Raw genomic sequence first — 24,400 nt, forward strand, 5'->3', positions numbered from 1 at the left:
GGTACTGGAGGCATGCGTTCAACAAGGTGAGCATTACATTGTCTTCCTTACGGCTGGTATTCCATATGAGGATTCGTTGCATATTCATTTGCTGGATAGTGATCTCTTACACCGGGACAGTGTGATGCTAGCTGCCGCGTACACGACTGGCAATTTTCGAAACCTGATCCTTGAGGAAGGGGGAGCCCTTTCCTTCGAGTTCTTTGGGAGCAGACTATGGACAGTATCTGTTCTTTCAGAAAAGCGGCTGCGTATACCGTATCTCTCGGGACCCTCCGGTGTGTCTTGGAGTAAAGGCCTTTTTCATCAACTGGATATACGAAGTAGCCGCAACTAACTTGCTGAAGGTTAAGGTTTGACAGGGGGATTCGAAAAATCTATGAGTACATGGTTTGATCGTTATCCCATGCCAGCATACCGGCATTATTTTATAGTAGGTTTTTCTGGCAATGAGTGTGTGGTCGTTTTCCATATGCCGGAACCTGCCAATCAGACTGCTTTCCGTGATGTCTGTTTTGGGCCAATGGACAGTGATTAGGATTTCCGTAGTAGAAACCAAAGAGGCAAGGAGGCTTCAAAATGATTATCAGAACTATTCTCAACTTTTCTGGCTTGTACGCAGCCATTCAGTTACTTGCAGTCACAATTACTCATGTGATCAATCTCGAAATCCCATCTGGCGCCCACCCGTTCGGAAAAGCTGCACGTCGTCACTTGTTGAAAGTACAAACAAAGAAGGCAAGCGCCGTAGTCTGACCCAAAGAATAAAGCCCCCGATCGGGGGCTTTATTGTTATGGCCTAGCGCACCAACACCCTCGATAAAAACGCCTGAGTGCGTTCGTTCTGGGGATTATCAAACACATCGTCTGGCTTGCCTTCCTCTACAATCTGGCCTTCGTGAATGTAGATCACCCGGTCGGCTACTTCCCGGGCGAAGCCCATTTCGTGAGTGACCACCATCATGGTCATGCCTTCTTTTGCCAGTTCGCGCATTACGTCGAGCACTTCACCGATCATTTCCGGGTCCAGCGCTGAAGTAGGCTCGTCGAACAGCATCAGCCGTGGTTCCATGGCCAATGCTCGGGCGATAGCGACACGTTGTTGCTGGCCACCGGAAAGCTGGCTGGGGTATTTGTCAGCCTGGCTGCCAATGCCCACTCGTTCTAACAGGCGCTCTGCCGTGGCGTTGGCAACAACTTGAGAGGTGCTTTTCACTTTCATGGGCGCCAGCATGATGTTCTTTTTCACCGTGAGGTGAGGGAACAAGTTGAACTGCTGGAACACCATACCCACTTCTTTGCGAATTTCCGCAAGAGCTTGCTGATTGCCGCCTTTCGGAGCAAGCGCTTGGCCATCGACTTCCAGGCGGCCAGATTCAAACTCTTCAAGGCCGTTCACACAGCGAATAAGTGTGGATTTGCCGGAGCCGCTGGCGCCGATAATCACCACTACTTCGCCTTGCTCTACGGACAATTCGATATCTTTAAGGACATGCAGCTTGCCGAAGTACTTGTTCATGCCCTTCATTTGTACAATCTGAGTCATGGGTCAGGTTCCTTCAGACAGAGGCCAGTCCGCGCCTTTCAACCAGGCGGAGAATCAGGGACAGGGAGAGGGTGATGGCCAGATACATAACCGCGACCACAAAATACACCTCAAAGGCGGTGAAGGTGCTGGCAATGTAAACCTGGCCCTGACGAACCAGTTCGCCCACGCCAATAACTGAGAACAAAGATGTGTCCTTGATGCTTACAATGGCCTGGTTGCCAAGCGGCGGAATCATGCGCCGGAAGGCTTGTGGCCAGATGATTGACCAGAATGTCTGAGTGCGGGACAAGCCCAGAGAAAGCCCGGCTTCTGACTGGCCTTTATCGATGGACTGAACGCCACCGCGTACCACTTCAGAAATGTAAGCGCCGGAGTTCAGCGCAATCGCGGCGATACCCGCGGTAAGAGGGTCGATAGGGCCTCCGATCAGATCTGGCAGGCCGTAAAAAATAAACAGGACCTGTACAAGAATCGGGGTGCCTCGGAAGATTTCGATATAGGCTGTTGCAGGCCATTTCAGAAACCATTTTTTGTTGATGCTCAGCAAGCCAAAAATGATACCCAAGGCAAAGCCAATCAATAGGCCGCCAAAGGAAATCATCAGAGTGTAGGGAATCCCCTTGATAAGGAAGGGAATAGAGTTGATGGCTGCTTGCCAGTCGAATTGGAACTGGGATTCCACAGTGTGCGTCTCCGCAGGGGTTGGGGTCAGAAGTCGCCGGAGCTGTTAGCCCCGGCGCTACATAACAAAGGGCCGGTGGGCCCTTGGTCTTTACTTGCCTTCCGGCATTGGACCAAACCATTTTTCGTAAATGGTTTTGTAGGTTCCGTCTTCTTTCATTGAAGCGAGGGCTTCATTTACCTCGTCAACCCACTCACTACCGTCTTTCAGCGCGATGCCATACTGCTGGCCTTCGTAGAGCTTACCAACGGTTTTAACCTTACCTTTGCCTTTTGTACTGGCGAAATAGCCAACGTTCGGGGCGTCGTAGAATACTGCATCTACTGCACCCGACATCAATGCCATGTACATGTCCGAGCTGCCTGGATAGGGCGTGACGCCATCGTTTTTATCCAGGTTTTTCTTCAGGAAATCGTAACTGGTGCTGCCAATCTTGGAGCCAACTTTCAGGCCTTCAAGGTCAGAGATTTCTGTTACGTCGTTGTTGTTCTGGCGAATCAGGATTCTCAGGCCAGAATCGTAATACGGGTCGGAGAAATCAACGATTTTTTCCCGTTCTTCAGTAATGGTAATGCCGGCAATGGCGATATCCACGTTACCCGTTTGCAGGGCAGGAATAATGCCGTTGAAATCCATGGTGTTGAGCTTGTAATCAAAGCCAGCGCGCTCAGCGACTTCGGCAATGATTTCCATGTCAAACCCGATCATTTCACCGGTTTCCTGGTCCATCATTTCAAAGGGAACAAAGCTGGGGTCGGTAACCACCCGCAGGGTTTCAGCGCTTACGCTGCTGGCAGCGATGGTAAGAGCCAGGCCTGCACCCAGTGTTTTCAGCCATTTCGTGCTCATGCTTTCTCCTTTCTTTCTTATTGAGGCTCCATTTGCCCGATAAGGCAGGCCGGGTGGTTCACTGTTGATGACCGTGACCCCAGGGGAGCATTAGTGGAACTGCATCACGTACACTTTAGACTATGACTCAGGTGAGCGCCGAAAATCAAATGCTTGGAGAGGAAAACACCCTCTCCGCGAGCGGGAGAGGGGTGGGGCCAAAGGTGAGCGGGAAACCTCAGAAAGAGATTCTTTCCCGCTCACCGATACCCAGGTTTTTCCAGATGCTGATACTTGGCTCAGCCTGGTTCAGAGTATAAAAGTGCAACCCCGGTGCGCCAGCTTTCAGTAACTTCTCACACATTCCGGTAACCACTTCCTCACCGAATTTGAGAATGCTTTCTTTGTCGTCACCGTAAGCTTCTAACTGCTTCCGAATCCAGCGAGGTATTTCCGCACCGCACATGTCAGAGAAACGCACCAGGCTAGAGAAGTTCACGATGGGCATAATGCCAGGCACCACCGGAATGGTGACCCCTAGCTGCTCAAGTCGATCGATGAAATAAAAGTAACTGTCCGGGTTGAAGAAGTACTGGGTTATGGCACTGTTGGCACCAGCCTCCACCTTACGGGCGAAGTTTTTCAGATCTTCTTCAGCGTTACGGGCCTGCGGATGAAACTCCGGATAGGCCGCGACTTCCAGGTTGAAGTGATCGCCACTGTGCTCGCGGATAAACTCAACCAGTTCGTTGGCATAGCGCATCTCGCCGGATGCACCCATGCCGGAAGGCATGTCACCGCGAAGGGCGACAATCCGGTTGATGCCGTTCTCTTTATACACATCCAGCAGTTCCGCAATCTCTGCCCGCGTACCACCGACGCAGGAGAGATGTGGCGCTGTGGAAATGCCCTGCTTGTGGAGGTTGAGCACGGTTTCAATGGTGCGGTCCCGGGTGGAACCGCCCGCGCCGAAGGTGACCGAGAAAAAATCCGGGTTCACCTCGGCAAGCTGGTTGCGCACAACCTGGAGTTTTTCCTTGCCCAAGTCGGTCTTGGGCGGGAAAAACTCAAAGCTGAAGCGGCGTTTGAATTGCTTCTGGGATTGCATCTTGTTACCCGATCAGTATTTGTAGCTTTCTGGCTTGTACGGGCCTTCGACCGGTACACCAATATATTGTGCTTGCTCTGGAGTCATCTTGGTGATTACACCACCAAAACCTTCAACCATGGCGAGGGCCACTTCTTCGTCGAGCTTCTTGGGCAGAACCTGAACATAGATGCCTTTGGCGCGGGCTTCTTCCGGCAGATCGGCGAACTTGCGCTCGAACAGGTACATTTGCGCCAGAACCTGGTTGGCGAAAGAGCCGTCCATGATGCGTGACGGGTGACCCGTTGCGTTACCCAGGTTTACCAGGCGGCCTTCGGAGAGCAGGATCAGGTGGTCGTTTGCAGCCTTGTCGCGGTAGATCACGTGAACCTGAGGCTTAACTTCGTCCCACTCCCAGTTCTTGCGCATGAAGGCAGTATCGATTTCGTTATCGAAGTGGCCGATGTTGCACACAACCGCGCCGGACTTCAGAGCCTTGAGCATGTGCGCATCGCACACGTTCATGTTGCCGGTGGTGGTTACCAGAATGTCGGTGTTTTGCAGCAGGGCCCTGTCGATGCCCGCTTCGGTGCCGGTGTTAATGCCATTGATGTATGGGGAAACAACTTCAAAACCGTCCATGCAGGCCTGCATGGCACAGATGGGATCCGCTTCGGTTACCTTAACGATCATGCCTTCCTGGCGTAGGGAGGCAGCAGAGCCTTTGCCCACGTCGCCGTAACCAATAACCAGGGCTTTTTTACCAGACATCAGGTGGTCGGTGCCGCGTTTGATCGCGTCGTTCAGGCTGTGACGGCAGCCGTATTTGTTGTCGTTCTTGGACTTGGTAACGGCATCGTTCACGTTAATAGCGGGAACTTTCAGAGTGCCGTCGCGCAGCATTTCCTGCAGGCGGTGTACGCCAGTGGTAGTTTCTTCGGTCACACCGTGGCAGTTGGCCAGTACTTCAGGGAATTTTTCGTGGAGCAGGGCAGTCAGGTCGCCGCCATCATCCAGGATCATGTTGGGTTCCCAGCCATCTACGTCTGCACCGATTGTGCGCTCAAGGCACCACTCGTATTCTTCGTCGGTTTCGCCTTTCCAGGCAAATACCGGAATATTCTGGGCGGCGATGGCAGCAGCCGCCTGATCCTGTGTGGAAAAGATGTTGCAGGATGACCAGCGTACGTTCGCGCCGAGTTCGATCAGTGTTTCGATCAGCACGGCGGTCTGGATGGTCATGTGGATGCAGCCCATGATGTTGGCGCCTTCCAGCGGCTGCTCTGCTTTGTATTTCTCGCGAAGTGCCATCAGGGCGGGCATTTCGCCTTCGGCAATTTTGATTTCTTTGCGGCCCCAATCGGCCAGGTTGATATCGCGGACTTTGTAGTCGTTGAAGTTGCTCATTGGTGTTCTCCGGTTAGTTCTGTTTTGGCCATTGATTCTGGCCGCTAAATTGGGAGTCTGCGGGGATGGGGCAAAGCTTCCGTGGAACCGCTACGAGCACATCCATGTGCGCTTGTCTCCGGCCGTCCTTGGCCTACGACATTCCACGGAAGCTTTACCCCACCCCCTTGTTCTGACTATTGGCGCATGAGGTCTTTCATGCGGCTGAAATTTGTTTAGATACCTGCAGCGTCTTTAAGCGCGGCTGCACGATCCGTCTTTTCCCACGGGAAGGTGGTGAAGGTCTTGCCGGCAACGGTTACTTCTTCTGGCTCGCGGCCGAAGTGGCCGTAGGCTGCTGTTTCCCGATACATTGGGTGCAGCAGGTCGAGCATGTTAGTGATGGCATAGGGGCGCAGGTCGAAGTGCGCGCGTACCAGGTCGATGATTTTGTCATCGCTGAGTTTGCCAGTGCCAAAGGTGTTCAAGGAAATGGAGGTAGGCTGTGCTACACCGATGGCGTAGGACACCTGGATCTCGCATTTCTCGGCCAGGCCGGCGGCAACAATGTTTTTGGCAACATAGCGGCCAGCGTAGGCAGCAGAGCGGTCAACCTTTGAGGGGTCTTTGCCCGAGAAGGCACCGCCGCCGTGGCGAGCCATGCCACCGTAGGTGTCTACGATGATTTTACGGCCGGTCAGGCCGCAGTCGCCTACGGGGCCTCCTATGACGAATTTGCCGGTCGGGTTGATGTGGAACTGGGTGTCTTTGTGCAACAGCTCAGCGGGCAGCGTGTGTTTGACGATCAGTTCCATCACTGCTTCTTTCAGGTCTTCCTGGCTAACGTCCGGGTCATGCTGAGTAGACAGCACAATGGCGTCAATGCCAACCACTTTGCCGTTTTCGTAGCGGCAGGTTACCTGGCTTTTTGCGTCCGGCCGCAGCCATGGAAGCAGGCCGCTTTTGCGGGCTTCGGCCTGGCGGTGAACCAGACGGTGCGAGAAGGTGATGGGAGCAGGCATCAGCACGTCGGTTTCGTTGCTGGCGTAGCCGAACATCAGGCCCTGGTCGCCAGCGCCTTGATCTTCCGGCTTTTGGCGGTCAACGCCTTGGGCGATATCGACCGACTGTTTGCCGATGATGTTGATCACGCCGCAGGTGTCGCCGTCGAAGCCTACATCTGAGGAGGTGTAGCCGATGTCTTTGATCACGCCGCGAACCAGGTCTTCCAGATCAACCCACGCGCTGGTGGTGATTTCACCACCTACGATGGCTACGCCGGTTTTCACCATGGTCTCGCAAGCAACGCGGGCGTGGGGATCCTCTACCAGAATGGAATCCAGAACCGCATCAGAGATTTGGTCGGCGAGTTTATCCGGGTGGCCTTCGGAGACCGATTCGGAGGTGAAGATGTTGTAGTCAGACATAGCGTTGCTCCTTTGTGAGCGTTTCGAAATCTTGCCGGTGGCTGAGCGATACTGCAGGTACCGGCTGAGTTATTTTTCTGGTTCGACGCCTGTAGGTGTTACTACTTACGTCAATATCAAAGTTTTTTGATATTCCACGCCAGAAGGCGGAATCTCAAGGTTTGATGCCTATAGGAGCTATCGCAGCGGTAATTGGGTTTTCCAGAACTCTCTAACCTGAATCTGAAAGCCATTACGTAAGCCGATAAACAGCTGTTCTCCAGCCTTCAAGCCCGCTGCTGCTGCCCAGGCGGTGAGCTCCTCTGGCTCAAATCCAAGCCATAGGTCACCGCAGTTTTCTTTTGCCCAAGTCTGGTCGTGCCGGCACAGGTCGCTAATCATTAAACAACCGCCGTTATTCATCAGTGCGGCCGCATCCAGAAAAATGTCTGCCGGGCTGGGTACGTGGTGTAGCACCATGTTGGCGACTACAAGATCAAACGCATCCCCTCGGGCCAGCAGGTTGTCGGTTACACCTTCAATCAAATCAATGTTATTCAGGCGCTCATCAATGCAGGTGCGCGTTGCTTTGGCGAGCATGTCCCGGCTGTTGTCCAATGCGACAACGTGGTCGCAAAGTTCCGATAACACCGGCAAAAAACCGCCTTCGCCGGGGCCGATTTCCAGGGCTGTATGCCACTGTTTTTTCTTCGTCCGCTTGCGGATCATGTCCGCAACTGGTGCGGCATACAGGTCGAATGCGGCAATGAGTTCCTGCTGCTCCCGGAATTGCTCCGAATGTCGGGAGAAAAACGCCTGGGACTGATCTGCGCGCTGATCACGAATGGATTCAATCTTCTCCTGCAGGTGCGCGGGCAAAGGTGCGCGATCCACTGCTTCAAAGATCTGGCGAATGGTCAGGTCTGTTGGCTTGTCGTTGTCCAGATGCAGCGGGCGGCGGTAAAAAATCGCGTTGCCTTCGCGCTGTGGCTCTACCAGCCCGGCCTTGTGCATCACTTTCAGATGATGGCTCATGCCCGACTGGCGCATATCAAATAGTTGACTTAGTTCCAGCACGCCGAACGTATCCCTGCGCAGTACTCGCAGTACTTCCAGGCGCAATGGGTCGCCACTTGCCTTGAAGATAGGAGCAAGTACGTCCACAGAGGAGATTGGGTTAGTGTGGGTGCTTAAACTTGTCATGGTTGCGGAGTGTAAGTGGGTTGGGGTGTTCAATCAATAGCAATATCAAAGTTTTTTGATATAGATTTATCATTCTTTGAAATCAGTCTCTTTCGACAATCCCTTGCAGGGAATTCACCTATAAGAGGTACGTCGATTTGCCCCCGCCCACCCTAATCGGCGAAAATACGCGCTTTATTTCTAAGCAGTCTTTTATTGCCCTGTGCAAAAGTGCTGGAACCTTGCCTACTTCCTTGAAAACATTGGAGAAACGTAAATGCCCTCTCGTAAAGATCTCGCCAACGCCGTTCGCGCGCTGAGCATGGATGCGGTTCAGAAAGCCAAATCCGGCCACCCGGGTGCGCCCATGGGTATGGCGGATATCGCCGAGGTGCTGTGGAACGATTACCTGAACCACAACCCGGCCAACCCTGAGTGGGCCAACCGCGATCGCTTTGTGCTTTCCAATGGTCATGGGTCCATGCTGCAGTACTCGCTGCTGCACCTGAGCGGGTACGATGTTTCCATTGACGACATCAAGAACTTCCGGCAACTGCACTCCAAAACACCGGGCCACCCGGAATACGGTTACACCCCGGGCGTAGAGACCACCACCGGCCCACTGGGACAGGGTCTGGCTAACGCTGTAGGTTTTGCGCTGGCAGAGAAAACTCTGGCGGCACAGTTCAACCGTCCTGGCCATGATGTTGTTGATCACTACACCTACGCCTTCCTCGGCGATGGTTGCCTTATGGAAGGGATTTCCCACGAAGTGGCATCGTTGGCAGGCACCCTGGGGCTGGGTAAGCTGATCTGCTTCTATGATGACAACGGTATTTCCATTGATGGCAAGGTCGATGGTTGGTTCACCGACAACACCCCGCAGCGCTTTGCTGCCTATGGATGGGATGTGCTTGCCGGTGTTGACGGCCACGACGCAGATTCCATCAGCTCTGCGCTGGAAGTTGCTCGCAGCAACACCCGCAGGCCAACGCTGATTTGCTGCAAAACCGTTATCGGTTTTGGTTCCCCCAACAAGCAGGGCAGCGAATCCTCCCACGGCGCACCGTTGGGCGAAGATGAAATCGCATTGACCCGCAAGGCACTGGGTTGGGAGCACGGCCCGTTTGAAGTTCCGGCTGACATCTATAATTCCTGGGACGCCAAAGAAAAAGGCGCCAAGGCAGAAAGCGACTGGAATGAAGCTTTCGCCGCCTATGAAAAAGCCGAGCCAGAACTGGCTGCCGAGCTGAAGCGCCGTATGGCCGGTGACTTGCCTGCCGACTTCTCTGAGAAAGCCCAGGCGTATATTCAGGAATGTCAGGACAAGAGCGAAACCATCGCCAGCCGAAAGGCTTCCCAGAACGTTCTGAATGCTTATGGCCCGATGCTGCCAGAACTGCTTGGCGGCTCTGCCGACCTGGCCGGCTCCAACCTCACTATCTGGAGCGGCACCAAAGGCCTGACCAAAGAAGACGCCAGCGGCAACTACGTTTATTACGGCGTTCGTGAATTCGGCATGGCAGCCATCATGAACGGTGTTGCCCTGCACGGCGGCTTCGTGCCCTACGGCGCCACCTTCCTGATCTTCATGGAATACTGCCGCAACGCGGTACGCATGGCAGCACTGATGAAGCAGCGCGCCATCTATGTGTTCACCCACGATTCCATTGGTCTGGGCGAAGATGGCCCCACACATCAGCCAATCGAACAGCTGGCCAGCCTGCGCACTACGCCCAACATGAGCACCTGGCGCCCGGCTGATGCAGTAGAATCTGCCGTAGCCTGGAAAGCCGCCCTTGAGCGTAAAGATGGCCCCAGTGCCCTGATCTTCTCCCGTCAGAACCTGCCAGCTCAGGCTCGTGATGCACAGCAGTTGGCAGACGTAGCCAAAGGTGCTTATGTGTTGTCTGACAGCGAAGGCACCCCGGATCTCATCCTGATCGCCACCGGTTCCGAAGTTGGCCTGGCGCAAGATGCCGCAGCCAAACTGCGTGAGCAGGGCAAAAAGGTACGGGTTGTTTCCATGCCATCTACCGATGTATTTGATGCCCAGAGCGCCGAGTACAAGCAGCAGGTACTGCCACTGGAAGTCACCAACCGCATTGCTATCGAAGCGGCGATTGCAGATTACTGGTACAAGTACGTTGGCCTGGACGGTCGCATTGTGGGCATGACCACCTTCGGTGAGTCGGCACCTGCCGGCGAGCTGTTCAAGGAGTTCGGCTTTACCGTGGACAACATTCTGGAAGTGGCTTCGGAACTGCTGGACGCCTGATGACAGACTCCACGCCCTTTCGTATTGCGATCAACGGGTATGGCCGTATTGGCCAGTGCGTGTTGCGTGCTCTGTACGAAAACGGTTTTCGCGATCACCTGCAGGTGGTCGCGATTAACGAGCTTTCTGATATCGACACCATTGCACATCTGACCCGCTACGATTCCACCCACGGCCGGTTTACCGGAAGTCTTGCAGTGCAGGATCAGGATTTGATCATGAACGGTGATCCTATCCGCATACTGCGCCATGCAGATCCGGCAGAACTACCGTGGAAAGAGCTGGATGTCGATCTGGTGCTGGAGTGCTCTGGTTCTTACTCAGACAGAGCCACCGCGGAGCTGCACCTACAGGCAGGTGCCAAGCGACTGCTATTCTCCCAACCGGCAGAATCAGACGTCGACCGCACCGTAGTGTTTGGGATAAATGAAACAGAAATCACCGGAGACGACCGCATAGTGGCAGCAGGGTCCTGCACCACCAACTGTCTGGTACCGGTGATTACCGTATTGGATAAAGCCTTTGGCGTGGAGCAGGGCAGTACCACTACTATTCATGCCGCCATGAACGACCAGCCGGTGATTGATGCCTATCACCAGCAGGATTTGCGGCTTACCCGCAGTGCGTTGCACAACATGGTGCCGGTAGATACCGGGCTGGCGCGGGGCGTTGAACGCCTGCTTCCACACATGGAAGGCCGCTTCAGCTCAGTGGCCTTGCGCGTGCCCACCATGAACGTGTCTGCCATCGACATGGTGTTCAACGTGCGGGAAGCCACTGACGTGCCATCGGTAAACGCCGTATTGAAAGAGGCAGCCGATGGCCCGCTAAAAGGCATACTCGGCTACACCGACGAACTGCTGGCCAGCTCCGATTTCAACCATGATTCCCACTCCGGCGTAGTAGATGGCGGCCAAACCCGCGTAACCCGGGGCACCATGGTGAAAGTGTTATGCTGGTTTGATAACGAATGGGGATTTGCCAGCCGCATGCTGGATGTAAGCCAAAGCTGGCTGTCCCGGCTTTAAACTCTTTGCCAACTCATTGAATTAACGGAACCCAGATCATGGCCATTAAGAAAATGACCGACCTGAACCTCGCTGGCAAGCGGGTTCTGATCCGCGAAGACCTCAACGTGCCGGTAAAGAACGGCGCGGTATCCAGCGATGCCCGCATCCGCGCCTCCCTGCCAACCATCAAGGCCGCCAGAGACGCTGGCGCTAAAGTGATGTTGATGTCCCACCTGGGCCGCCCGGAAGAAGGCGTGTACGATGAAGCCTCCTCCCTCAAGCCAGTTGCAGACCACCTCACCAAAGCCCTGGGCCAGGAAGTGCGCCTGATTAAAGACTACCTTGGCGGTGTTGAAGTGGCCGACGGCGAAGTGGTTCTGTTTGAAAACGTTCGCTTCAACAAAGGCGAAAAGAAAGACGACGAAACCCTGGCCAAGCAATACGCAGCTCTGTGTGATGTTTACGTGATGGACGCCTTCGGCACCGCCCACCGCGCCCAGGCATCCACCCACGGCGTGGCAAAGTTTGCCCCTGAAGCCTGCGCTGGCCCGTTGCTGGCAGCAGAGCTGGATGCTCTCGGCAAGGCTCTGGATAACCCGGCCAAGCCCGTAGTCGCGATTGTTGGCGGCGCTAAAGTGTCCACCAAGCTCGACGTACTCAACGCACTGGAAAAAGTGTGTGACCAGATCATTGTTGGTGGCGGCATCGCCAACACCTTCCTGGCCGCAGCCGGCCACCCGGTAGGCAAATCCCTGTGCGAACACGACCTGCTGGATACCGCCAGAGATATCGCCTCACGTGTTAACATCCCGTTGCCCGTCGACGTAGTGGTTGCCAGCGAGTTCGCGGAAGACGCGACCGCCACCATTCGGAACATCTCCGACGTAACCGAAGACGACATGATTCTCGACGCAGGCCCGCAAACCGCTGGCCAGTTCGCCGAATTGCTCAAGAGCGCCAAAACCATTCTGTGGAATGGCCCAGTGGGTGTGTTCGAGTTTGAGCAGTTTGGAAACGGCACCAAAACACTGGCCGAAGCCATCGCAGAAAGCGACGCCTTCTCACTGGCCGGTGGCGGCGACACAGTGGCTGCCGTTGACAAATACGGCATAGCTGACAAGATCTCATACATTTCCACCGGCGGTGGTGCCTTCCTGGAGTTTGTGGAAGGCAAAGTGCTGCCCGCCGTAGCCGTACTGGAAGAGCGCGGCGCGTAAGAATTTCTGACCAGATTTCAAACTAATGTGTAACTAAGGAGACAACCAAATGGCCCTGATTTCGCTGCGGCAACTGCTGGATCACGCCGCCGAGCACGGTTACGGTGTGCCAGCCTTTAACGTAAACAACCTGGAACAGATGCGCGCCATCATGGAAGCCGCCGACAAAACCGATTCCCCGGTTATTGTCCAGGCCTCTGCTGGTGCCCGCAAATACGCCGGAGCCCCCTTCCTGCGCCACCTGATCCTCGCCGCTATTGAAGAGTGGCCACACATCCCGGTGGTAATGCACCAGGACCACGGCACCAGTCCCGCAGTGTGCCAGCGCTCCATCCAACTGGGCTTCAGCTCCGTAATGATGGACGGCTCCCTGGGCGAAGACGGCAAAACCCCTATGGATTACGACTACAACGTAGACGTAACCCGCCGCACCGTAGAAATGGCTCACGCATGTGGCGTGTCTGTAGAAGGTGAACTGGGGTGCCTGGGTTCTCTGGAAACCGGCCAGGCCGGTGAAGAAGACGGTATCGGCGCTGAAGGCATTCTGGACATGGACCAGATGCTGACCGACCCGGAAGAAGCTGCCGACTTCGTGAAGAAAACCCACGTAGACGCACTGGCCATCGCCATCGGCACCAGCCACGGTGCCTACAAGTTCACCCGTCCACCCACGGGCGACATTCTGGCCATCAACCAGATCAAAGCCATCCACGCCCGCATCCCAGACACCCACCTGGTCATGCACGGCTCCAGCTCCGTACCCCAGGAGTGGCTGAAAGTCATCAACGAATTCGGTGGCGAGATTCCCGAAACCTACGGTGTACCGGTTGAGGAAATTGTAGAAGGCATCAAGCACGGTGTGCGTAAAGTAAACATCGACACCGACCTGCGCCTAGCAAGCACCGGTGCAGTACGCCGCTTCATGGCCCAGAACCCGGCCGAATTCGACCCACGCAAATTCCTGCAGGCCACCATGGTAGCCATGACAGACATTTGCGTAGCTCGTTACGAAGCCTTCGGCTGTGCTGGCCAAGCCAGCAAGATCAAGCCCATCAACCTGGAGCTGATGTATCACCGCTATGAGTCTGGTGAGTTGGACCCTAAGGTTAAGTAAGTATTTTGAACTAAGTCGCCCTGGGTATTTTGACCGGGGCTTTTTTCCCCACCTGAGAGCTCCTCCGATACTTTCTGCGGGCACCCGATCGAAAAAGCGATCACAGCCTCGCATTACTCTCTGAGATTAATGGCTTTTCATAAGGCAAGCGCATTTAGTCCAAGTGTGGTCGAATGTAGCTGGTTATAGGCTATGGAAGCTTGTTCTAGAGAGCGGTCGGTGATATTTGGGCTCTGATGTAGATTTTTTCTTCCGGTTTTCGGCCCTTTTGCTGGTCAGGCTAGCTACGCTTATCACCTATGCCCTGTTCTGAAATTGCTACCGTTTTATTTCATTGTTTGTGTTGCTGTTATTGACATATCGATATTTTTTCATAGTATGTTACTAGCTCGCGCGTTTCGCGTGAATGCTGCAGTTAGACATCAAGCGCTAAAGCGATGCTTCATAGAATTTATGAAGCGCTTTGAGAAAAGCACTTCCGGCAGGGGATTTAGTCGCCCCAACTGCTACGCAGTAGATGTCGGTGATTGCACGGGCCGGAAACGCAGAGGCTGTTTCTTTAGCGAGTCTAATGAATGCAACTCTGCGTTTTCTCTCCTTGGGTATGGAGCGGCCTAGTGCAATATCAATACAGGAAGTATCGTGATAGACCCAAGATTTCCTCTTTTCCCCGAAAAAACCTCTAAACAAGCTATCTCAAGTCTTGAATCCTTGGCCGAGGCACTTAGTGTAACAGTTAAAGATTTGGAAGAGGTACGCAGTCTAGAATCCGACAAGTGTTACAGGTTGAAAGAAATACCGAAAAATGGAGGGGGGCTTCGTAAAGTTTATGACCCTCATCCTTTGATTCGGAGACTGCAGTCACGCATCAATAAAAGAATATTTTTGGATTTGATCCAGTGGCCTGGGTATCTTTTCGGCTCATTGCCAAATATAAATATTGATGGTCAGTTGGTTAGTAGAGATTATATAGCTTGCGCCCAGAAACATTGCAAGGCTAAAAGTTTATTGAAGGTCGATGTAAATAATTTTTTTGATAATATTCATAGAGATCATGTTTTCGATATATTTAGGATGTTTCTTAAATTTTCGGATGAAGTCTCTAACTGTTTAGCTGATATTTGTTGTTACAATGGATTTCTTGTTCAGGGTGCTTTAACTTCAAGCTATATTGCAACATTGTGTTTTTGGCAAAATGAAGGTTATGTTGTTAAGCGGCTTTCTAGGAAGGGGTTGATTTATACAAGATTGGTGGATGATATTACGGTATCATCTAAGCGTCATGATTTTAATTTTGAATATGCAGAGCATCATATAAAGATGATGTTGGTTGATCTAGACCTGCCTGCCAATAAGAGAAAGAGAGAAATACTCCGTGACGGCATTGAACCTCTTCAGGTCCATGGATTAAGAGTTAACTACGCTAGCCCAAGATTACCTGCAGATGAGGTGCGAAGAATACGTGCTGCAGTGAAAAACGTAGTTAGAATGTCTAAGATAAATAACTACAGAACATCTTTATCGTATCGTGCGATGCATGATCGCTGCATGGGTAGAGTAAATAAATTAGCGCGAGTTGGTCACAATAAGCATGGAGATTTTAAGCGTGAGCTTGTCGATGTTATACCACTGCCTTCGGTGCGAGATTTAGAAAAAGCTGAAAGTTCCATTTCATTTCTTGAAAAGTTAGACCCAGAGAGATTAAAGCTAAGGAAGTATACTAGAAGATATCATCTAGCAAAGTATCGAGTTTCTATTGTGGCTAGGACATATTGTCAGGAAGCGGATGATTTGAGTTTTCGGTTACAGAAGCTCTCTGTTTTTGTAGGGGATTATGAGTTATGAAGGTTTTTATAGGTGCGATCCTAACTATAGCTTTCATAACCTTTGTTTTTTCTGTGCTTTCATATTGGCAAACATTAAGTAATAGCTCCTTAAGTTTTGAGGATTTTTGCTTGGCGTCGCAGTGCGTATTGAATTTTGAGAAGACTTTTTCCGGTACAATTAAAATCATGCAGTTTGGTGCCGCTGTTGCATGGATTTTTGTTTTTGTTAGTGGTGTGTATATAGCATTGAAAAATTATCTTACAAGTGTGAGGTCCACCGCACTCTCTGGGCATATTAGTCACCTTTCTATGTTTAAGGAGTATTTGGAAGGTGAGGTTGTAAAGTTTGGAATGTTAAAGCTAAAAGAAATAGATGTATATAAGTGGTATGGTTTTGCGTTTCCAAATTCTTCAAAAGGTGATATTAGTGTTTCCAAGAAGTATCTCTATGCTGTGAGCGAGATTTTAAGTGTAATTGAAGAGACTAATTTATCTATAAAATCTCCAAAAGGTGGTTATGGTTACCGAAAGCATCAAGATAGAGTTAAGCGTGCTCTTGCCCCATTTGGGATAGATATGCCATATTTGCCAAAAAACAACTTTAATGATGTTGAGATCCAGATTTTTAATTTAATTGATTCGGTCAATCACACGTTTACTGATTTAAGTGATGTTATAAGTGACTGTGATCGTGATTATGTTTAAGTGTTTTTGTTTTTTTGTCCTGGGTTCGAGCGTTAAATGTAGCGCCAGCCGTGTCCATGATTACAGAGTTTGTTTATGGGAGATAACACCTAAGCGTCAACAGCTTTAATCGAAGCAGGGTGCTGGGTTAACCCATATTTATTCTGGAGTGTAGCCCTGATTCTGCTGGCTTTGTTGCTGGCTGGCGCATAGTGCCTTCTGCTTTACCGCCGAGCTATGGATGCTCAAGATTTATTGGTGCAGGAGTTGCGTGAGGGCGCGGGTTCTTTTCGTTATCTTGTTGAAACTGCCCACGAAGGGATTGCCGTGGTGCAAAATACACGGCTGGTATACCTAAAACAAACCGCGCATGTGCGAAATGAGCGGGTATGATGAAGCTGAGCTCAAGGCACTGCCGTCTTCCATGCCTCTCATTGGTCCCTCTGCGCAGGATGAAAGGATGGCACCAGCTACCCTATAAAAATAAGTTGCGCAGCGCAGTAAAGACCTATTTGCCGTGTTGTTCATCGACCTTAATTCCCCCATAAGCAAGTAAATGATACCTACGGGTACGAGGTGGGAGGCGCTTTGCTGCGGAAGGTGAGTCAACGCATCAAACAGCAACTGAGAGACGCGGATACCTTTGCCCGTACTGGCGGTGATGAGTTTGTAGTTTTGCTGCCCCAAATAAAAGACAACTTGGGGGTGAAGCAAATCATGCCCGCTTTGAAGAGGCTACGGCTGAGCCATTTTAGATTCAGCATCATACGCTGCAATGCCATGTGAGCCAGGGTGCGGCGCTATCCCCTGAAGACGGAGCATCGGTACAAGCGCTGTTGAGTCAGGCTGATAAAAATATCTATGCGGATAAATGTGATTGCTACGTAAGCAATAACTAGTCCTCCAGCATGATATTGTTCCTGCTCATCCGTTGCGGTTCTTGCGTGAACCACGGGTATCCCGACATCGCACTTTTTTCAGGCTCATTGGTTTAATCAACAAAGTCGCCTTAAGCGTACTAGCGGAATTTAGTTTATGTTTTCCGATTTCCTGAACCATAAAACGACGTATGAAACCGAGTTGCGAGACTTTCCCGAGTGGCATGAGGGTATTGAGCATTTTGGCTTCTGGGCGATTGAAATATCAGACGCTGATTGCCTGAAGAAAATAAGGTCTCATCAAGAACATCTTTCCGATAAATTGCATTCTGGCTACTTGCGGCAGCCTCATATTACCTTGGCTCTGGAAGGGTTGATGGAGGATGGCGCTCGCCTCGGGCCCTCGATAATGAAAACTGTCAAGCGGTTGGAGGCGTGCAATCTGCAGGTTTTCCCTTTGTGGTTAGGCGGCTGCAACAGTTTTCCCACCTGTCCTTACCTGCAAGTTATTGATCCAAAAAATAACTTAAGCGATATTCGTAGATGCTTGAACAGTGCTCCGCACGCTGGTGACCCGAAAATATACACGCCACACGTCACCCTTGGCTTTTATAATAAAGCTTACGATACGATCCGTATCTCAGAGCACATATCAGAAATACAATCTCCAGATATAGAATTCACGGTTGATGAAATCGTATTCGCTCAATATAAAACGAATGAAGTGCAGGGGCCGTATCGGGTTTTGCACCGTATCAGATTGGGGGGATTATGAATTTAGTCGTTTTAATCGCTACCGGCTTGCTGGTAGTGGCTACGCTATTGCCAATATGGCGCCATCCCCATTGGTTGATACGGGGATTGGATTTCCCACGCCTGCAACTGGCCGTGGTTGCAGCGCTATTAATTCTGGTGCAAGTCTTACTCCTTGATCATGCCAAAGCTCAAACCTGGGTTCTTGTTGGTGTCACATCGGCTTGCCTGGCCTGGCAGCTGTGGTGGGTTCTGCCTTATACGGTTTTCTGGCGAACGGAAGTTAAAAGAGCAAAGTCCCCCAGCCCCGAACGCACTTTAAGCATACTTACGGCCAATGTACTGACACCCAACAAGCAAGCCGATGCCTTGTTGCGGCTGGTTAACCAACACAAACCGGATGTGCTGGTAACGCTGGAGTCTGATGCGTGGTGGCAGGGGCATCTCGATACGCTGCAACAGGACATGCCCCACAGCATGAAATGTCCTTTGGACAACCTGTATGGCATGCATGTGTATTCTCGCTTGCAGCTGGATGAAAGAGAAATATCCTACCTCGTTGAAGACGGCATCCCCTCAATGCACGCCCTGCTCACGCTGCGCACGGGCGACCAGGTGCGCATGCATTTTCTTCATCCTGCGCCACCAAGCCCTACAGAGAATCCCGAGTCTGCCGAGCGGGATGCTGAGCTGGTGATTGTTGCCCGAAAAATCGTAGACAGCGACCAGCCTGTAATCGTGACCGGGGATCTGAATGACGTGGCTTGGTCAGAAACCACACGGTTGTTCCGTAAGCTCAGTGGGTTATTGGACCCGAGAGTGGGGCGTGGCATGTTCAATACGTTCCACGCTAAATACCCTTTCCTCCGCTGGCCCCTGGACCACCTGTTCCATAGCCATCATTTCACTGTGAGTTCGATCAAACGCTTGCCCTACTTTGGTTCAGATCATTTTGGGTTGTTCACAGAGTTGTCGTTCCGCCCTGTGCGGGGTAAAGATCAGGAAGGCGTGAAGGCCGACGCCGATGACAAGTCCTGGGCTAAATCTATCGCTGAAGAGCAGGATGTGGATTCGAGAGATGTGCCTGCGCCGGGTGAGTAGACAATAATACGATCCCTGTTGTTGGTGTGCCTTGGAGGCTTCCGACGCTCGACATTAGGAGCACTCGAAAGTGAACCAACCCAAAACCATCGATTCTGTTGTTGAGCTGCAAGGCGACCTTGCACGGAAACACAAAGCCTATGTGCCCACCGAGGCGGAAGCGACCAAAGCGCTGGTTGCTCAGGATTTCGAAACCCTGCAGAAAAACGGCTATGTGATTATCGAAGGGTTGCTCAGTGATTCAGAGCTGGAATCAATCCGTGCGGAAACCGCGCCGCTGTTGAATAAACCCGGCCGCAATAATTTTGAAGGTGTGAAAACACAGCGGGTTTACAATGTTCTGGAACAAACCCGGGTTATTGATTTCCTTGCCGTTCACCCGAGAATTACCGGCCTTCTGAATCGGCTTTTTCAGCCAAATTACCTGCTTAGCCAAGCCCAAATAATCAATATCTTGCCGGGAGAAGCCGCTCAGCCACTGCATTATGATGATGGCTTCTATCCCATACCCCGCCCACGGAAGCCCCTTGGTGCCGCTACGGTCTGGGCGATTGATGATTTCACAGAAGATAACGGTGCAACGGTGCTCATCCCGGAAAGTCATTTGCTTGGCCAGGAGATAGTGACCGATCGCAGCAAGGTGATTCCAGCCGTTATGCCTGCGGGATCGGTTGTATTCTTTCTTGGCACCACTTGGCACGGTGGCGGTAGCAACCAGTCAGCCTCATCACGCCTGGCGGTTACCTGTCAGTATTGTGAGCCTTGGCTTCGCCCGCAGGAAAATTTCTTTCTGGAATTGAACCAGGAAACCTTGGCCGCCATTCCGGAACAATTGCTGAGTATGGTTGGCTATTCGATTCACCCGCCTTTTATGGGCATGGTGAACGGTATGCACCCCAAGCGCACGTTGAGCAGGAAGAAAAATGACAGCTAACTATGGTGTATTAAACGCATGAGCAATGAGCAACCGAATAACCCTCTGCATGGCATCACGCTGGAGCAAGTCGTAACACGGCTGCAGGAACATTACGGCTGGGACGGGCTGGCTCAGCGGGTCAATATCAATTGCTTCAAGAGCGATCCGTCGATCAAGTCATCCCTGAAGTTTTTGCGCAAAACCCAGTGGGCCAGGGATAAGGTTGAGGGTTTGTATATATCAACGTTTGCTTGAGGCTAATAGCCTCCGGATTTCAAAGGAACCAAATTAATGAACCAACACCCAATCGAAGCCTGGCACCAACTCGTCAAATCCAGTGACCCATCCCGCTTGGACAGCCTGCTTGCAGACGACGCAGTGTTCATCTCTCCAATCGTTCACACCCCACAGCGCGGCAAGGCGCTGACCAAAGCCTATTTGAGCGCTGCTTTCCAGGTCTTCTTCAACCCAAGCTTTCAGTATGTTCGAGAAATCATCGGAAACACTGATGCAATGCTGGAGTTTGAAACAGAGGTGGATGGCATTCTGGTAAACGGAGTCGACATCATCAAGTGGAACGAGCGTGGCCAGATCATCGAGTTCAAGGTAATGGTTCGCCCGCTCAAGGCAATCACTGTTATCCATGAGCGCATGGGCGCTATGCTTGCGGCAGCAAAGGGTGGAAGCTAGCAGCCAACAATTCATTTGAGCAGTGCCAGCCTTGCAGATAACAAGATATCCCCCCAAGGAGGCTTTTATGCAATCCGAGTTTTCACGGCAAATAGCACCGCATGTTGAGGCTGAGCTGGCGAATGCCAGGCGAGCGGGTTCCGCTGGTGATGCGCAGCAGGAGTTTGCCCATCTGGAGCGGGCCCACGTAATCGGGCAGGAATCAACGTATTGGCACGTTAAGGTTCACGTGCTGATGCTGGGTTGGGCTCTGCGAAACCGCTCAGCCCGAGAAGCGTTCGGCCAAGGCTTTCGGATACTGGGAGCGGCAACGAAAACAGTGTTTGGGTTGGTTCCTCAGGGCAATACGGGTGGCGCGAACGTCAGCCCGTTCAAAAACATGCCGATTGAGCCGGAACTTGCCACATTGATTCAAAAAGCCAAGACTCATATATAGGCAAGACCATCTCGGTCTTGAGTGCAGAAAAGGTAACTCGAAAACAAGGAATCCTGAGGAGTAAGAATGGCTGTACCCGCGGCGTTAACCGAGAGCCAGATTTACCACCGCTGTCCACCGGAGAAACTGGACTTTGAAACCACAGAAACGCTGGAAGACCTTGATCTGCCATTTGGTCAGGATCGCGTGCTGCGGGCCCTGGAGTTCGGAGCAAGCATGGCAGCCAGTGGCTTCAACCTGTTTGTGCTGGGGCCCACGGGGGCCGGCAAGCACGAATTGGTAAAGCGGTTTCTGGCCAGTCATGCTGCCGCCAAGCCGGTGCCGCCCGACTGGTGTCATCTGTTCAATTTCCAGCAGTCAGACAAACCTGGCGCCATAGAGTTGCCGCCGGGCGACGGTCGAACCTTCAGAAGTGATATGGATGATCTGGTCGGCGAACTGAAAACGGCCGTTCCGGCTACGTTCGAAAGTGAGGAGTACCAATCCCGCATTCAGGAACTGCAGGAGGAGGTGAATCGCCGCCAGCAGAAAGGGCTGCTTGTTATACAGGAAGAGGCGAACGCCAATAATATTGCCATGGTATCCACGCCCGCCGGGTTTTCCTTTGCCCCAATGCGCAACGGCGAGGTGATCGAGCCTGAGGAGTACGAAACCTTCTCCAATGAGGAGAAAGAGTTGGTTGAAGCCAAGGTTGAAGATCTTCAGCAAAAGCTTCAGCAGGCGATTCAGCAGGTTCCGCGATTGCGCAAGGAGGTGCGGGAGCGGGTACATCAGCTTAATGAAGAGATGGTGCAGCTCACCCTCGGTGGCCCCATCGGTGAATTGCGTGAAAAGTGGGCACATGTGCCCGCGGTAGTCGCCCACCTGGATGCGGTACGGGAAGACATAGTGGAGCACGCCGAAGCCTTCCAGGATAACGAGAAGGGTGCGCCCACCGGGTTACTGAACCGGTACCGGGTGAACTTGTTGGTCGACAATGCTGAAACCCTGGGAGCCCCCGTGGTGTATGAAGACCTGCCCACCCATCAACACCTGAGTGGGCAGATTGAACACAGGGCCCGCCAGGGTAACTTGTATACCGATTTTACTCTGATACGTGCCGGCTCCCTTCACCGGGCCAACGGCGGCTACCTGATTCTGGACGCCCGCCGCATTCTTACCCAGCCTCTGGCCTGGGAGAGCCTGAAGCGTATTTTGTTCTCCGGTGAAATCCGGATTGAATCGCTGGAGCGTTTGTATGGCCTGGCGACCACGGTCAGCCAGCAGCCGGAGCCGATTCCGCTGAACGTGAAGGTGGTTCTGCTGGGTGACCGCATGTTGTATTACCTGTTGGCCCATTACGACCCGGACTTTCTGGATCTGTTCAAGGTGGAAGCAGATTTTGAGGACGATCTGGACCGGGATGATAGCAGTTACACGCTCTATGCCCGGATGATTGCCACCATGGCCAGGGCCTCCGGATTGAAGGTGCTCGACAAGGCTGCGGTGGCAAGGGTGATTGAACATGCGAGCCGCTTGGCCAGCGACCAGAAAAAGCTCACAGCCCACGATCGGGTGCTGAGGGATCTACTCGCCGAGGCAGATCATTGGGCATGTCAGGATAATCAGAGCCTCATCAGTGCTGAACATGTGCAGCAGGCTATTGATGAGCGGGAGTACCGGGCCAGCCGTATTCGTGAGCGGAGTCTGGAGCAGATTCGTCGGGGCGTCATGATGATTGCTACCGAGGGTGCACAGGTAGGGCAGGTGAATGGTCTTTCTGTAATGCAGATTGGCGCCACCCGGTTTGGCCAGCCAGCCCGCATAACCGCCACTGCGCGCCCTGGTAAAGGGCAGGTGGTGGATATCGAGCGGGAAGCCAAACTTGGCGGGCCGATTCATAGCAAGGCGGTAATGATTCTGTCCCGCTTTCTGGCCAACCGTTATGCCCCGATGGGGGAGCTTTCGCTGTCTGCCAGTCTGGCGTTTGAGCAATCCTACGGTGGCGTGGAAGGGGATTCCGCGTCGGTGGCAGAAACCTGTGTGTTGCTTTCGGCCATTACCGGCGTTCCTTTGAAGCAGTCACTGGCGGTGACCGGTTCGATGAACCAGCACGGCGAGGTTCAGGCTGTGGGTGGTGTGAACGAGAAAGTTGAGGGCTTTTTCAATGTCTGTGCTCTTTCTGGGCGCGTGGATGGCCAGGGCGTGCTGCTTCCAGCCAGTAACGTGGAGCACCTGATGCTCAACGAGCAGGTTCGGGAAGCCGTGCGGGAAGAGCGGTTCAGTGTTTACCCAATCAGCCATATTGATCAGGCCATTGAGCTTCTGATCGGTATGAAAGCGGGCGTTCCCGATGCCGATGGTATTTACCCGGAGAATACCTTTAACCGCCTGGTGGCCGATCGGCTGGCTGAGTTTGCCGAAGTCAGCAAAAAACATGACGATGACACGAGCGGAAGCGGAGGCAATCGTGGTGACAACAACGGCGACCACTGACAAACCGAAAGCGCCACTGTCGGCCGGCCGAGTTCTGATTCTGCTGGATGGCTCGCGCCTGAGCCATGCCGCGTTGGAAGCCGCTGCCGAAATTGCCTCGGCACGTAATGCAGAGGTTTTGGGTATCTTTGTGGAAGAGACCAACCTGCTGCGCGCCGCCGGTTATGGTTTTGCCCGGGAAGTAGGCGGCAGTTCCGGGCTGGCCCGCCCGTTTGACGCGGCAGCGCTGGAGGCTCGCATGCAAGCTTTGGCGGTGCAGGCCCGGAGTTCGCTGCAGCAAACCATGGCTGGCAGGGGGCTGGTTCAGACTCTGAAGCTCTGTAGGGGGCGGGTGGCAGAGGAAGTGTTGAATCTGATGCAGCCGGAAGATCTGATTGTGCTGGGGCGGGCCGGTTGGTCCGGTATTCCCGGAAGTCGACTGGGTTCCACTGCTCGGGACCTGGCGCGACAGGCACCGGGTGATGTGTTGCTCTGGGCAGCGCCTCGGACTCAGCGCCAGGATCGCGTGGTGGTACTGCTCAATCATGATCAGGGTGCCAATCACCGCGCGATACGTTTAGGGGTCGAAGAGGCCCGTCGCAGCAACCAGCCGTTGAGTGTGTTGATTCGCACCAACCCTGAAGATGATCAGCGGGTGGCGGAGGGCGTGCGGGCCTACCTGCAGAGTGAGGGCATTGCTGGCCGGGTAAAGCAGGTGCCAGTGGCCAGTGCCCACGCTGTTGTGAGGGTTCTGCAGGAAGAAGGCGCCACTCAGTTGATAGTAAGCCGCACCAGCAGCTTGTTTGCCGATCGGGGCGCAGAGGCCCTGTTGTCGGAGTTGAACCTGCCGATTACGGTTACGCCTTGACCCGCATTGGGCAGAGCAAGGTTTATAAGTTGGACAGAAGGGAGCAGAGAGTAAG

Annotated in this window: 22 protein-coding genes and 1 pseudogene; 16 read left to right on the plus strand and 7 right to left on the minus strand. The window is 52.9% G+C overall.

Translation table 11 applies throughout. The features are described 5' to 3' along the window. Positions 1 to 579: 579 nt before the first annotated feature. Positions 580 to 756, plus strand: coding sequence for a hypothetical protein (locus CDH47_RS17515; RefSeq protein ID WP_161494473.1), 177 nt, complete (start codon positions 580 to 582; stop codon positions 754 to 756). Between the two features lie 43 nt (positions 757 to 799). On the opposite strand, the gene CDH47_RS03105 is transcribed toward CDH47_RS17515, so the two are convergent. From CDH47_RS03105 to CDH47_RS03135, 7 genes are all read right to left on the minus strand, one after another. Further along, positions 800 to 1,546, minus strand: a complete 747-nt coding sequence (locus CDH47_RS03105; RefSeq protein WP_100638345.1) for an amino acid ABC transporter ATP-binding protein — start codon at positions 1,544 to 1,546, stop codon at positions 800 to 802. A 13-nt stretch (positions 1,547 to 1,559) separates the two neighbouring features. After that, positions 1,560 to 2,231, minus strand: coding sequence for an amino acid ABC transporter permease (locus tag CDH47_RS03110; RefSeq protein ID WP_100638346.1), 672 nt, complete (start codon positions 2,229 to 2,231; stop codon positions 1,560 to 1,562). Positions 2,232 to 2,321: 90 nt separating this feature from the next. After that, positions 2,322 to 3,080, minus strand: coding sequence for a transporter substrate-binding domain-containing protein (locus CDH47_RS03115; protein WP_100638347.1), 759 nt, complete (start codon positions 3,078 to 3,080; stop codon positions 2,322 to 2,324). 217 nt (positions 3,081 to 3,297) lie between these two features. After that, complete coding sequence (gene metF, locus CDH47_RS03120; protein WP_100638348.1) at positions 3,298 to 4,167, minus strand: methylenetetrahydrofolate reductase [NAD(P)H]; 870 nt, start codon at positions 4,165 to 4,167, stop codon at positions 3,298 to 3,300. 12 nt (positions 4,168 to 4,179) lie between these two features. Next, entirely contained in the window at positions 4,180 to 5,553 is a 1,374-nt protein-coding gene (gene ahcY / locus CDH47_RS03125; RefSeq protein ID WP_100638349.1) for an adenosylhomocysteinase, read from the minus strand. A 215-nt stretch (positions 5,554 to 5,768) separates the two neighbouring features. After that, the gene (metK, locus tag CDH47_RS03130) at positions 5,769 to 6,959 is read right to left on the minus strand and encodes a methionine adenosyltransferase (RefSeq protein WP_100638350.1); all 1,191 of its coding nucleotides are present in this window, start codon (positions 6,957 to 6,959) and stop codon (positions 5,769 to 5,771) included. 177 nt (positions 6,960 to 7,136) lie between these two features. Continuing rightward, complete coding sequence (locus CDH47_RS03135) at positions 7,137 to 8,141, minus strand: metalloregulator ArsR/SmtB family transcription factor (protein ID WP_100638351.1); 1,005 nt, start codon at positions 8,139 to 8,141, stop codon at positions 7,137 to 7,139. Between the two features lie 256 nt (positions 8,142 to 8,397). Between CDH47_RS03135 and tkt the strand changes: the two genes are divergently transcribed. The 15 genes and pseudogenes from tkt (at position 8,398) to CDH47_RS03210 (ending at position 24,345) form a co-directional block, all read left to right on the plus strand. Then, positions 8,398 to 10,398: a transketolase gene (gene tkt / locus CDH47_RS03140; protein ID WP_100638352.1), complete on the plus strand. Its 2,001-nt coding sequence runs from the start codon at positions 8,398 to 8,400 to the stop codon at positions 10,396 to 10,398. After that, on the plus strand, positions 10,398 to 11,426 hold the full coding sequence (locus CDH47_RS03145; protein WP_100638353.1) for a type I glyceraldehyde-3-phosphate dehydrogenase: 1,029 nt from the start codon (positions 10,398 to 10,400) through the stop codon (positions 11,424 to 11,426). The genes tkt and CDH47_RS03145 overlap by 1 nt, the downstream gene beginning before the upstream one ends. A gap of 38 nt (positions 11,427 to 11,464) precedes the next feature. Further along, positions 11,465 to 12,625 carry a phosphoglycerate kinase gene (locus CDH47_RS03150; RefSeq protein ID WP_100638354.1) on the plus strand — a complete coding sequence of 387 codons (1,161 nt, stop codon included), beginning with the start codon at positions 11,465 to 11,467 and terminating at the stop codon, positions 12,623 to 12,625. A gap of 49 nt (positions 12,626 to 12,674) precedes the next feature. After that, on the plus strand, positions 12,675 to 13,739 hold the full coding sequence (gene fba, locus CDH47_RS03155) for a class II fructose-bisphosphate aldolase (RefSeq protein ID WP_100638355.1): 1,065 nt from the start codon (positions 12,675 to 12,677) through the stop codon (positions 13,737 to 13,739). 642 nt (positions 13,740 to 14,381) lie between these two features. Beyond that, on the plus strand, positions 14,382 to 15,584 hold the full coding sequence (locus CDH47_RS03160; protein WP_205077490.1) for a reverse transcriptase family protein: 1,203 nt from the start codon (positions 14,382 to 14,384) through the stop codon (positions 15,582 to 15,584). Then, positions 15,581 to 16,270, plus strand: coding sequence for a retron Ec48 family effector membrane protein (locus CDH47_RS03165; protein ID WP_100638356.1), 690 nt, complete (start codon positions 15,581 to 15,583; stop codon positions 16,268 to 16,270). The genes CDH47_RS03160 and CDH47_RS03165 overlap by 4 nt, the downstream gene beginning before the upstream one ends. A 537-nt stretch (positions 16,271 to 16,807) precedes the next feature. After that, positions 16,808 to 17,035, plus strand: a pseudogene (locus tag CDH47_RS03170) (diguanylate cyclase domain-containing protein); the annotation flags it as partial. Positions 17,036 to 17,284: 249 nt separating this feature from the next. After that, entirely contained in the window at positions 17,285 to 17,902 is a 618-nt protein-coding gene (locus CDH47_RS03175) for a 2'-5' RNA ligase family protein (protein WP_100638358.1), read from the plus strand. Then, the gene (locus tag CDH47_RS03180; RefSeq protein WP_100638359.1) at positions 17,899 to 18,981 is read left to right on the plus strand and encodes an endonuclease/exonuclease/phosphatase family protein; all 1,083 of its coding nucleotides are present in this window, start codon (positions 17,899 to 17,901) and stop codon (positions 18,979 to 18,981) included. The genes CDH47_RS03175 and CDH47_RS03180 overlap by 4 nt, the downstream gene beginning before the upstream one ends. A 70-nt stretch (positions 18,982 to 19,051) precedes the next feature. Beyond that, entirely contained in the window at positions 19,052 to 19,915 is an 864-nt protein-coding gene (locus tag CDH47_RS03185; protein WP_100638360.1) for a phytanoyl-CoA dioxygenase family protein, read from the plus strand. 18 nt (positions 19,916 to 19,933) lie between these two features. After that, a complete protein-coding gene (locus CDH47_RS03190; RefSeq protein ID WP_100638361.1) occupies positions 19,934 to 20,152 on the plus strand; it encodes a VF530 family protein in 219 nt (72 codons plus the stop codon). A gap of 36 nt (positions 20,153 to 20,188) precedes the next feature. After that, on the plus strand, positions 20,189 to 20,587 hold the full coding sequence (locus tag CDH47_RS03195) for a nuclear transport factor 2 family protein (RefSeq protein WP_100638362.1): 399 nt from the start codon (positions 20,189 to 20,191) through the stop codon (positions 20,585 to 20,587). A 67-nt stretch (positions 20,588 to 20,654) separates the two neighbouring features. Continuing rightward, positions 20,655 to 21,023 carry a DUF3703 domain-containing protein gene (locus CDH47_RS03200; RefSeq protein ID WP_100638363.1) on the plus strand — a complete coding sequence of 123 codons (369 nt, stop codon included), beginning with the start codon at positions 20,655 to 20,657 and terminating at the stop codon, positions 21,021 to 21,023. A gap of 66 nt (positions 21,024 to 21,089) precedes the next feature. Further along, on the plus strand, positions 21,090 to 23,498 hold the full coding sequence (locus tag CDH47_RS03205) for a Lon protease family protein (RefSeq protein ID WP_100638364.1): 2,409 nt from the start codon (positions 21,090 to 21,092) through the stop codon (positions 23,496 to 23,498). After that, positions 23,440 to 24,345: a universal stress protein gene (locus CDH47_RS03210; RefSeq protein WP_239985556.1), complete on the plus strand. Its 906-nt coding sequence runs from the start codon at positions 23,440 to 23,442 to the stop codon at positions 24,343 to 24,345. The genes CDH47_RS03205 and CDH47_RS03210 overlap by 59 nt, the downstream gene beginning before the upstream one ends. The last annotated feature ends 55 nt before the right edge of the window (positions 24,346 to 24,400 follow it).

It is taken from the genome of Marinobacter salexigens, from assembly GCF_002806945.1.
Lineage (GTDB): Bacteria > Pseudomonadota > Gammaproteobacteria > Pseudomonadales > Oleiphilaceae > Marinobacter > Marinobacter salexigens.

Bases quoted from the DNA above. Each gene is read 5' to 3' on its own strand.
- CDH47_RS17515 (WP_161494473.1), top strand. From the start codon at position 580: ATGATTATCAGAACTATTCTCAACTTTTCTGGCTTGTACGCAGCCATT.
- CDH47_RS03105 (WP_100638345.1), bottom strand. From the start codon at position 1,546: ATGACTCAGATTGTACAAATGAAGGGCATGAACAAGTACTTCGGCAAG.
- CDH47_RS03115 (WP_100638347.1), bottom strand. From the start codon at position 3,080: ATGAGCACGAAATGGCTGAAAACACTGGGTGCAGGCCTGGCTCTTACC.
- metF (WP_100638348.1), bottom strand. From the start codon at position 4,167: ATGCAATCCCAGAAGCAATTCAAACGCCGCTTCAGCTTTGAGTTTTTC.
- ahcY (WP_100638349.1), bottom strand. From the start codon at position 5,553: ATGAGCAACTTCAACGACTACAAAGTCCGCGATATCAACCTGGCCGAT.
- metK (WP_100638350.1), bottom strand. From the start codon at position 6,959: ATGTCTGACTACAACATCTTCACCTCCGAATCGGTCTCCGAAGGCCAC.
- CDH47_RS03135 (WP_100638351.1), bottom strand. From the start codon at position 8,141: ATGACAAGTTTAAGCACCCACACTAACCCAATCTCCTCTGTGGACGTA.
- tkt (WP_100638352.1), top strand. From the start codon at position 8,398: ATGCCCTCTCGTAAAGATCTCGCCAACGCCGTTCGCGCGCTGAGCATG.
- CDH47_RS03145 (WP_100638353.1), top strand. From the start codon at position 10,398: ATGACAGACTCCACGCCCTTTCGTATTGCGATCAACGGGTATGGCCGT.
- CDH47_RS03150 (WP_100638354.1), top strand. From the start codon at position 11,465: ATGGCCATTAAGAAAATGACCGACCTGAACCTCGCTGGCAAGCGGGTT.
- fba (WP_100638355.1), top strand. From the start codon at position 12,675: ATGGCCCTGATTTCGCTGCGGCAACTGCTGGATCACGCCGCCGAGCAC.
- CDH47_RS03165 (WP_100638356.1), top strand. From the start codon at position 15,581: ATGAAGGTTTTTATAGGTGCGATCCTAACTATAGCTTTCATAACCTTT.
- CDH47_RS03175 (WP_100638358.1), top strand. From the start codon at position 17,285: ATGTTTTCCGATTTCCTGAACCATAAAACGACGTATGAAACCGAGTTG.
- CDH47_RS03180 (WP_100638359.1), top strand. From the start codon at position 17,899: ATGAATTTAGTCGTTTTAATCGCTACCGGCTTGCTGGTAGTGGCTACG.
- CDH47_RS03190 (WP_100638361.1), top strand. From the start codon at position 19,934: ATGAGCAATGAGCAACCGAATAACCCTCTGCATGGCATCACGCTGGAG.
- CDH47_RS03195 (WP_100638362.1), top strand. From the start codon at position 20,189: ATGAACCAACACCCAATCGAAGCCTGGCACCAACTCGTCAAATCCAGT.
- CDH47_RS03200 (WP_100638363.1), top strand. From the start codon at position 20,655: ATGCAATCCGAGTTTTCACGGCAAATAGCACCGCATGTTGAGGCTGAG.
- CDH47_RS03205 (WP_100638364.1), top strand. From the start codon at position 21,090: ATGGCTGTACCCGCGGCGTTAACCGAGAGCCAGATTTACCACCGCTGT.
- CDH47_RS03210 (WP_239985556.1), top strand. From the start codon at position 23,440: ATGACGATGACACGAGCGGAAGCGGAGGCAATCGTGGTGACAACAACG.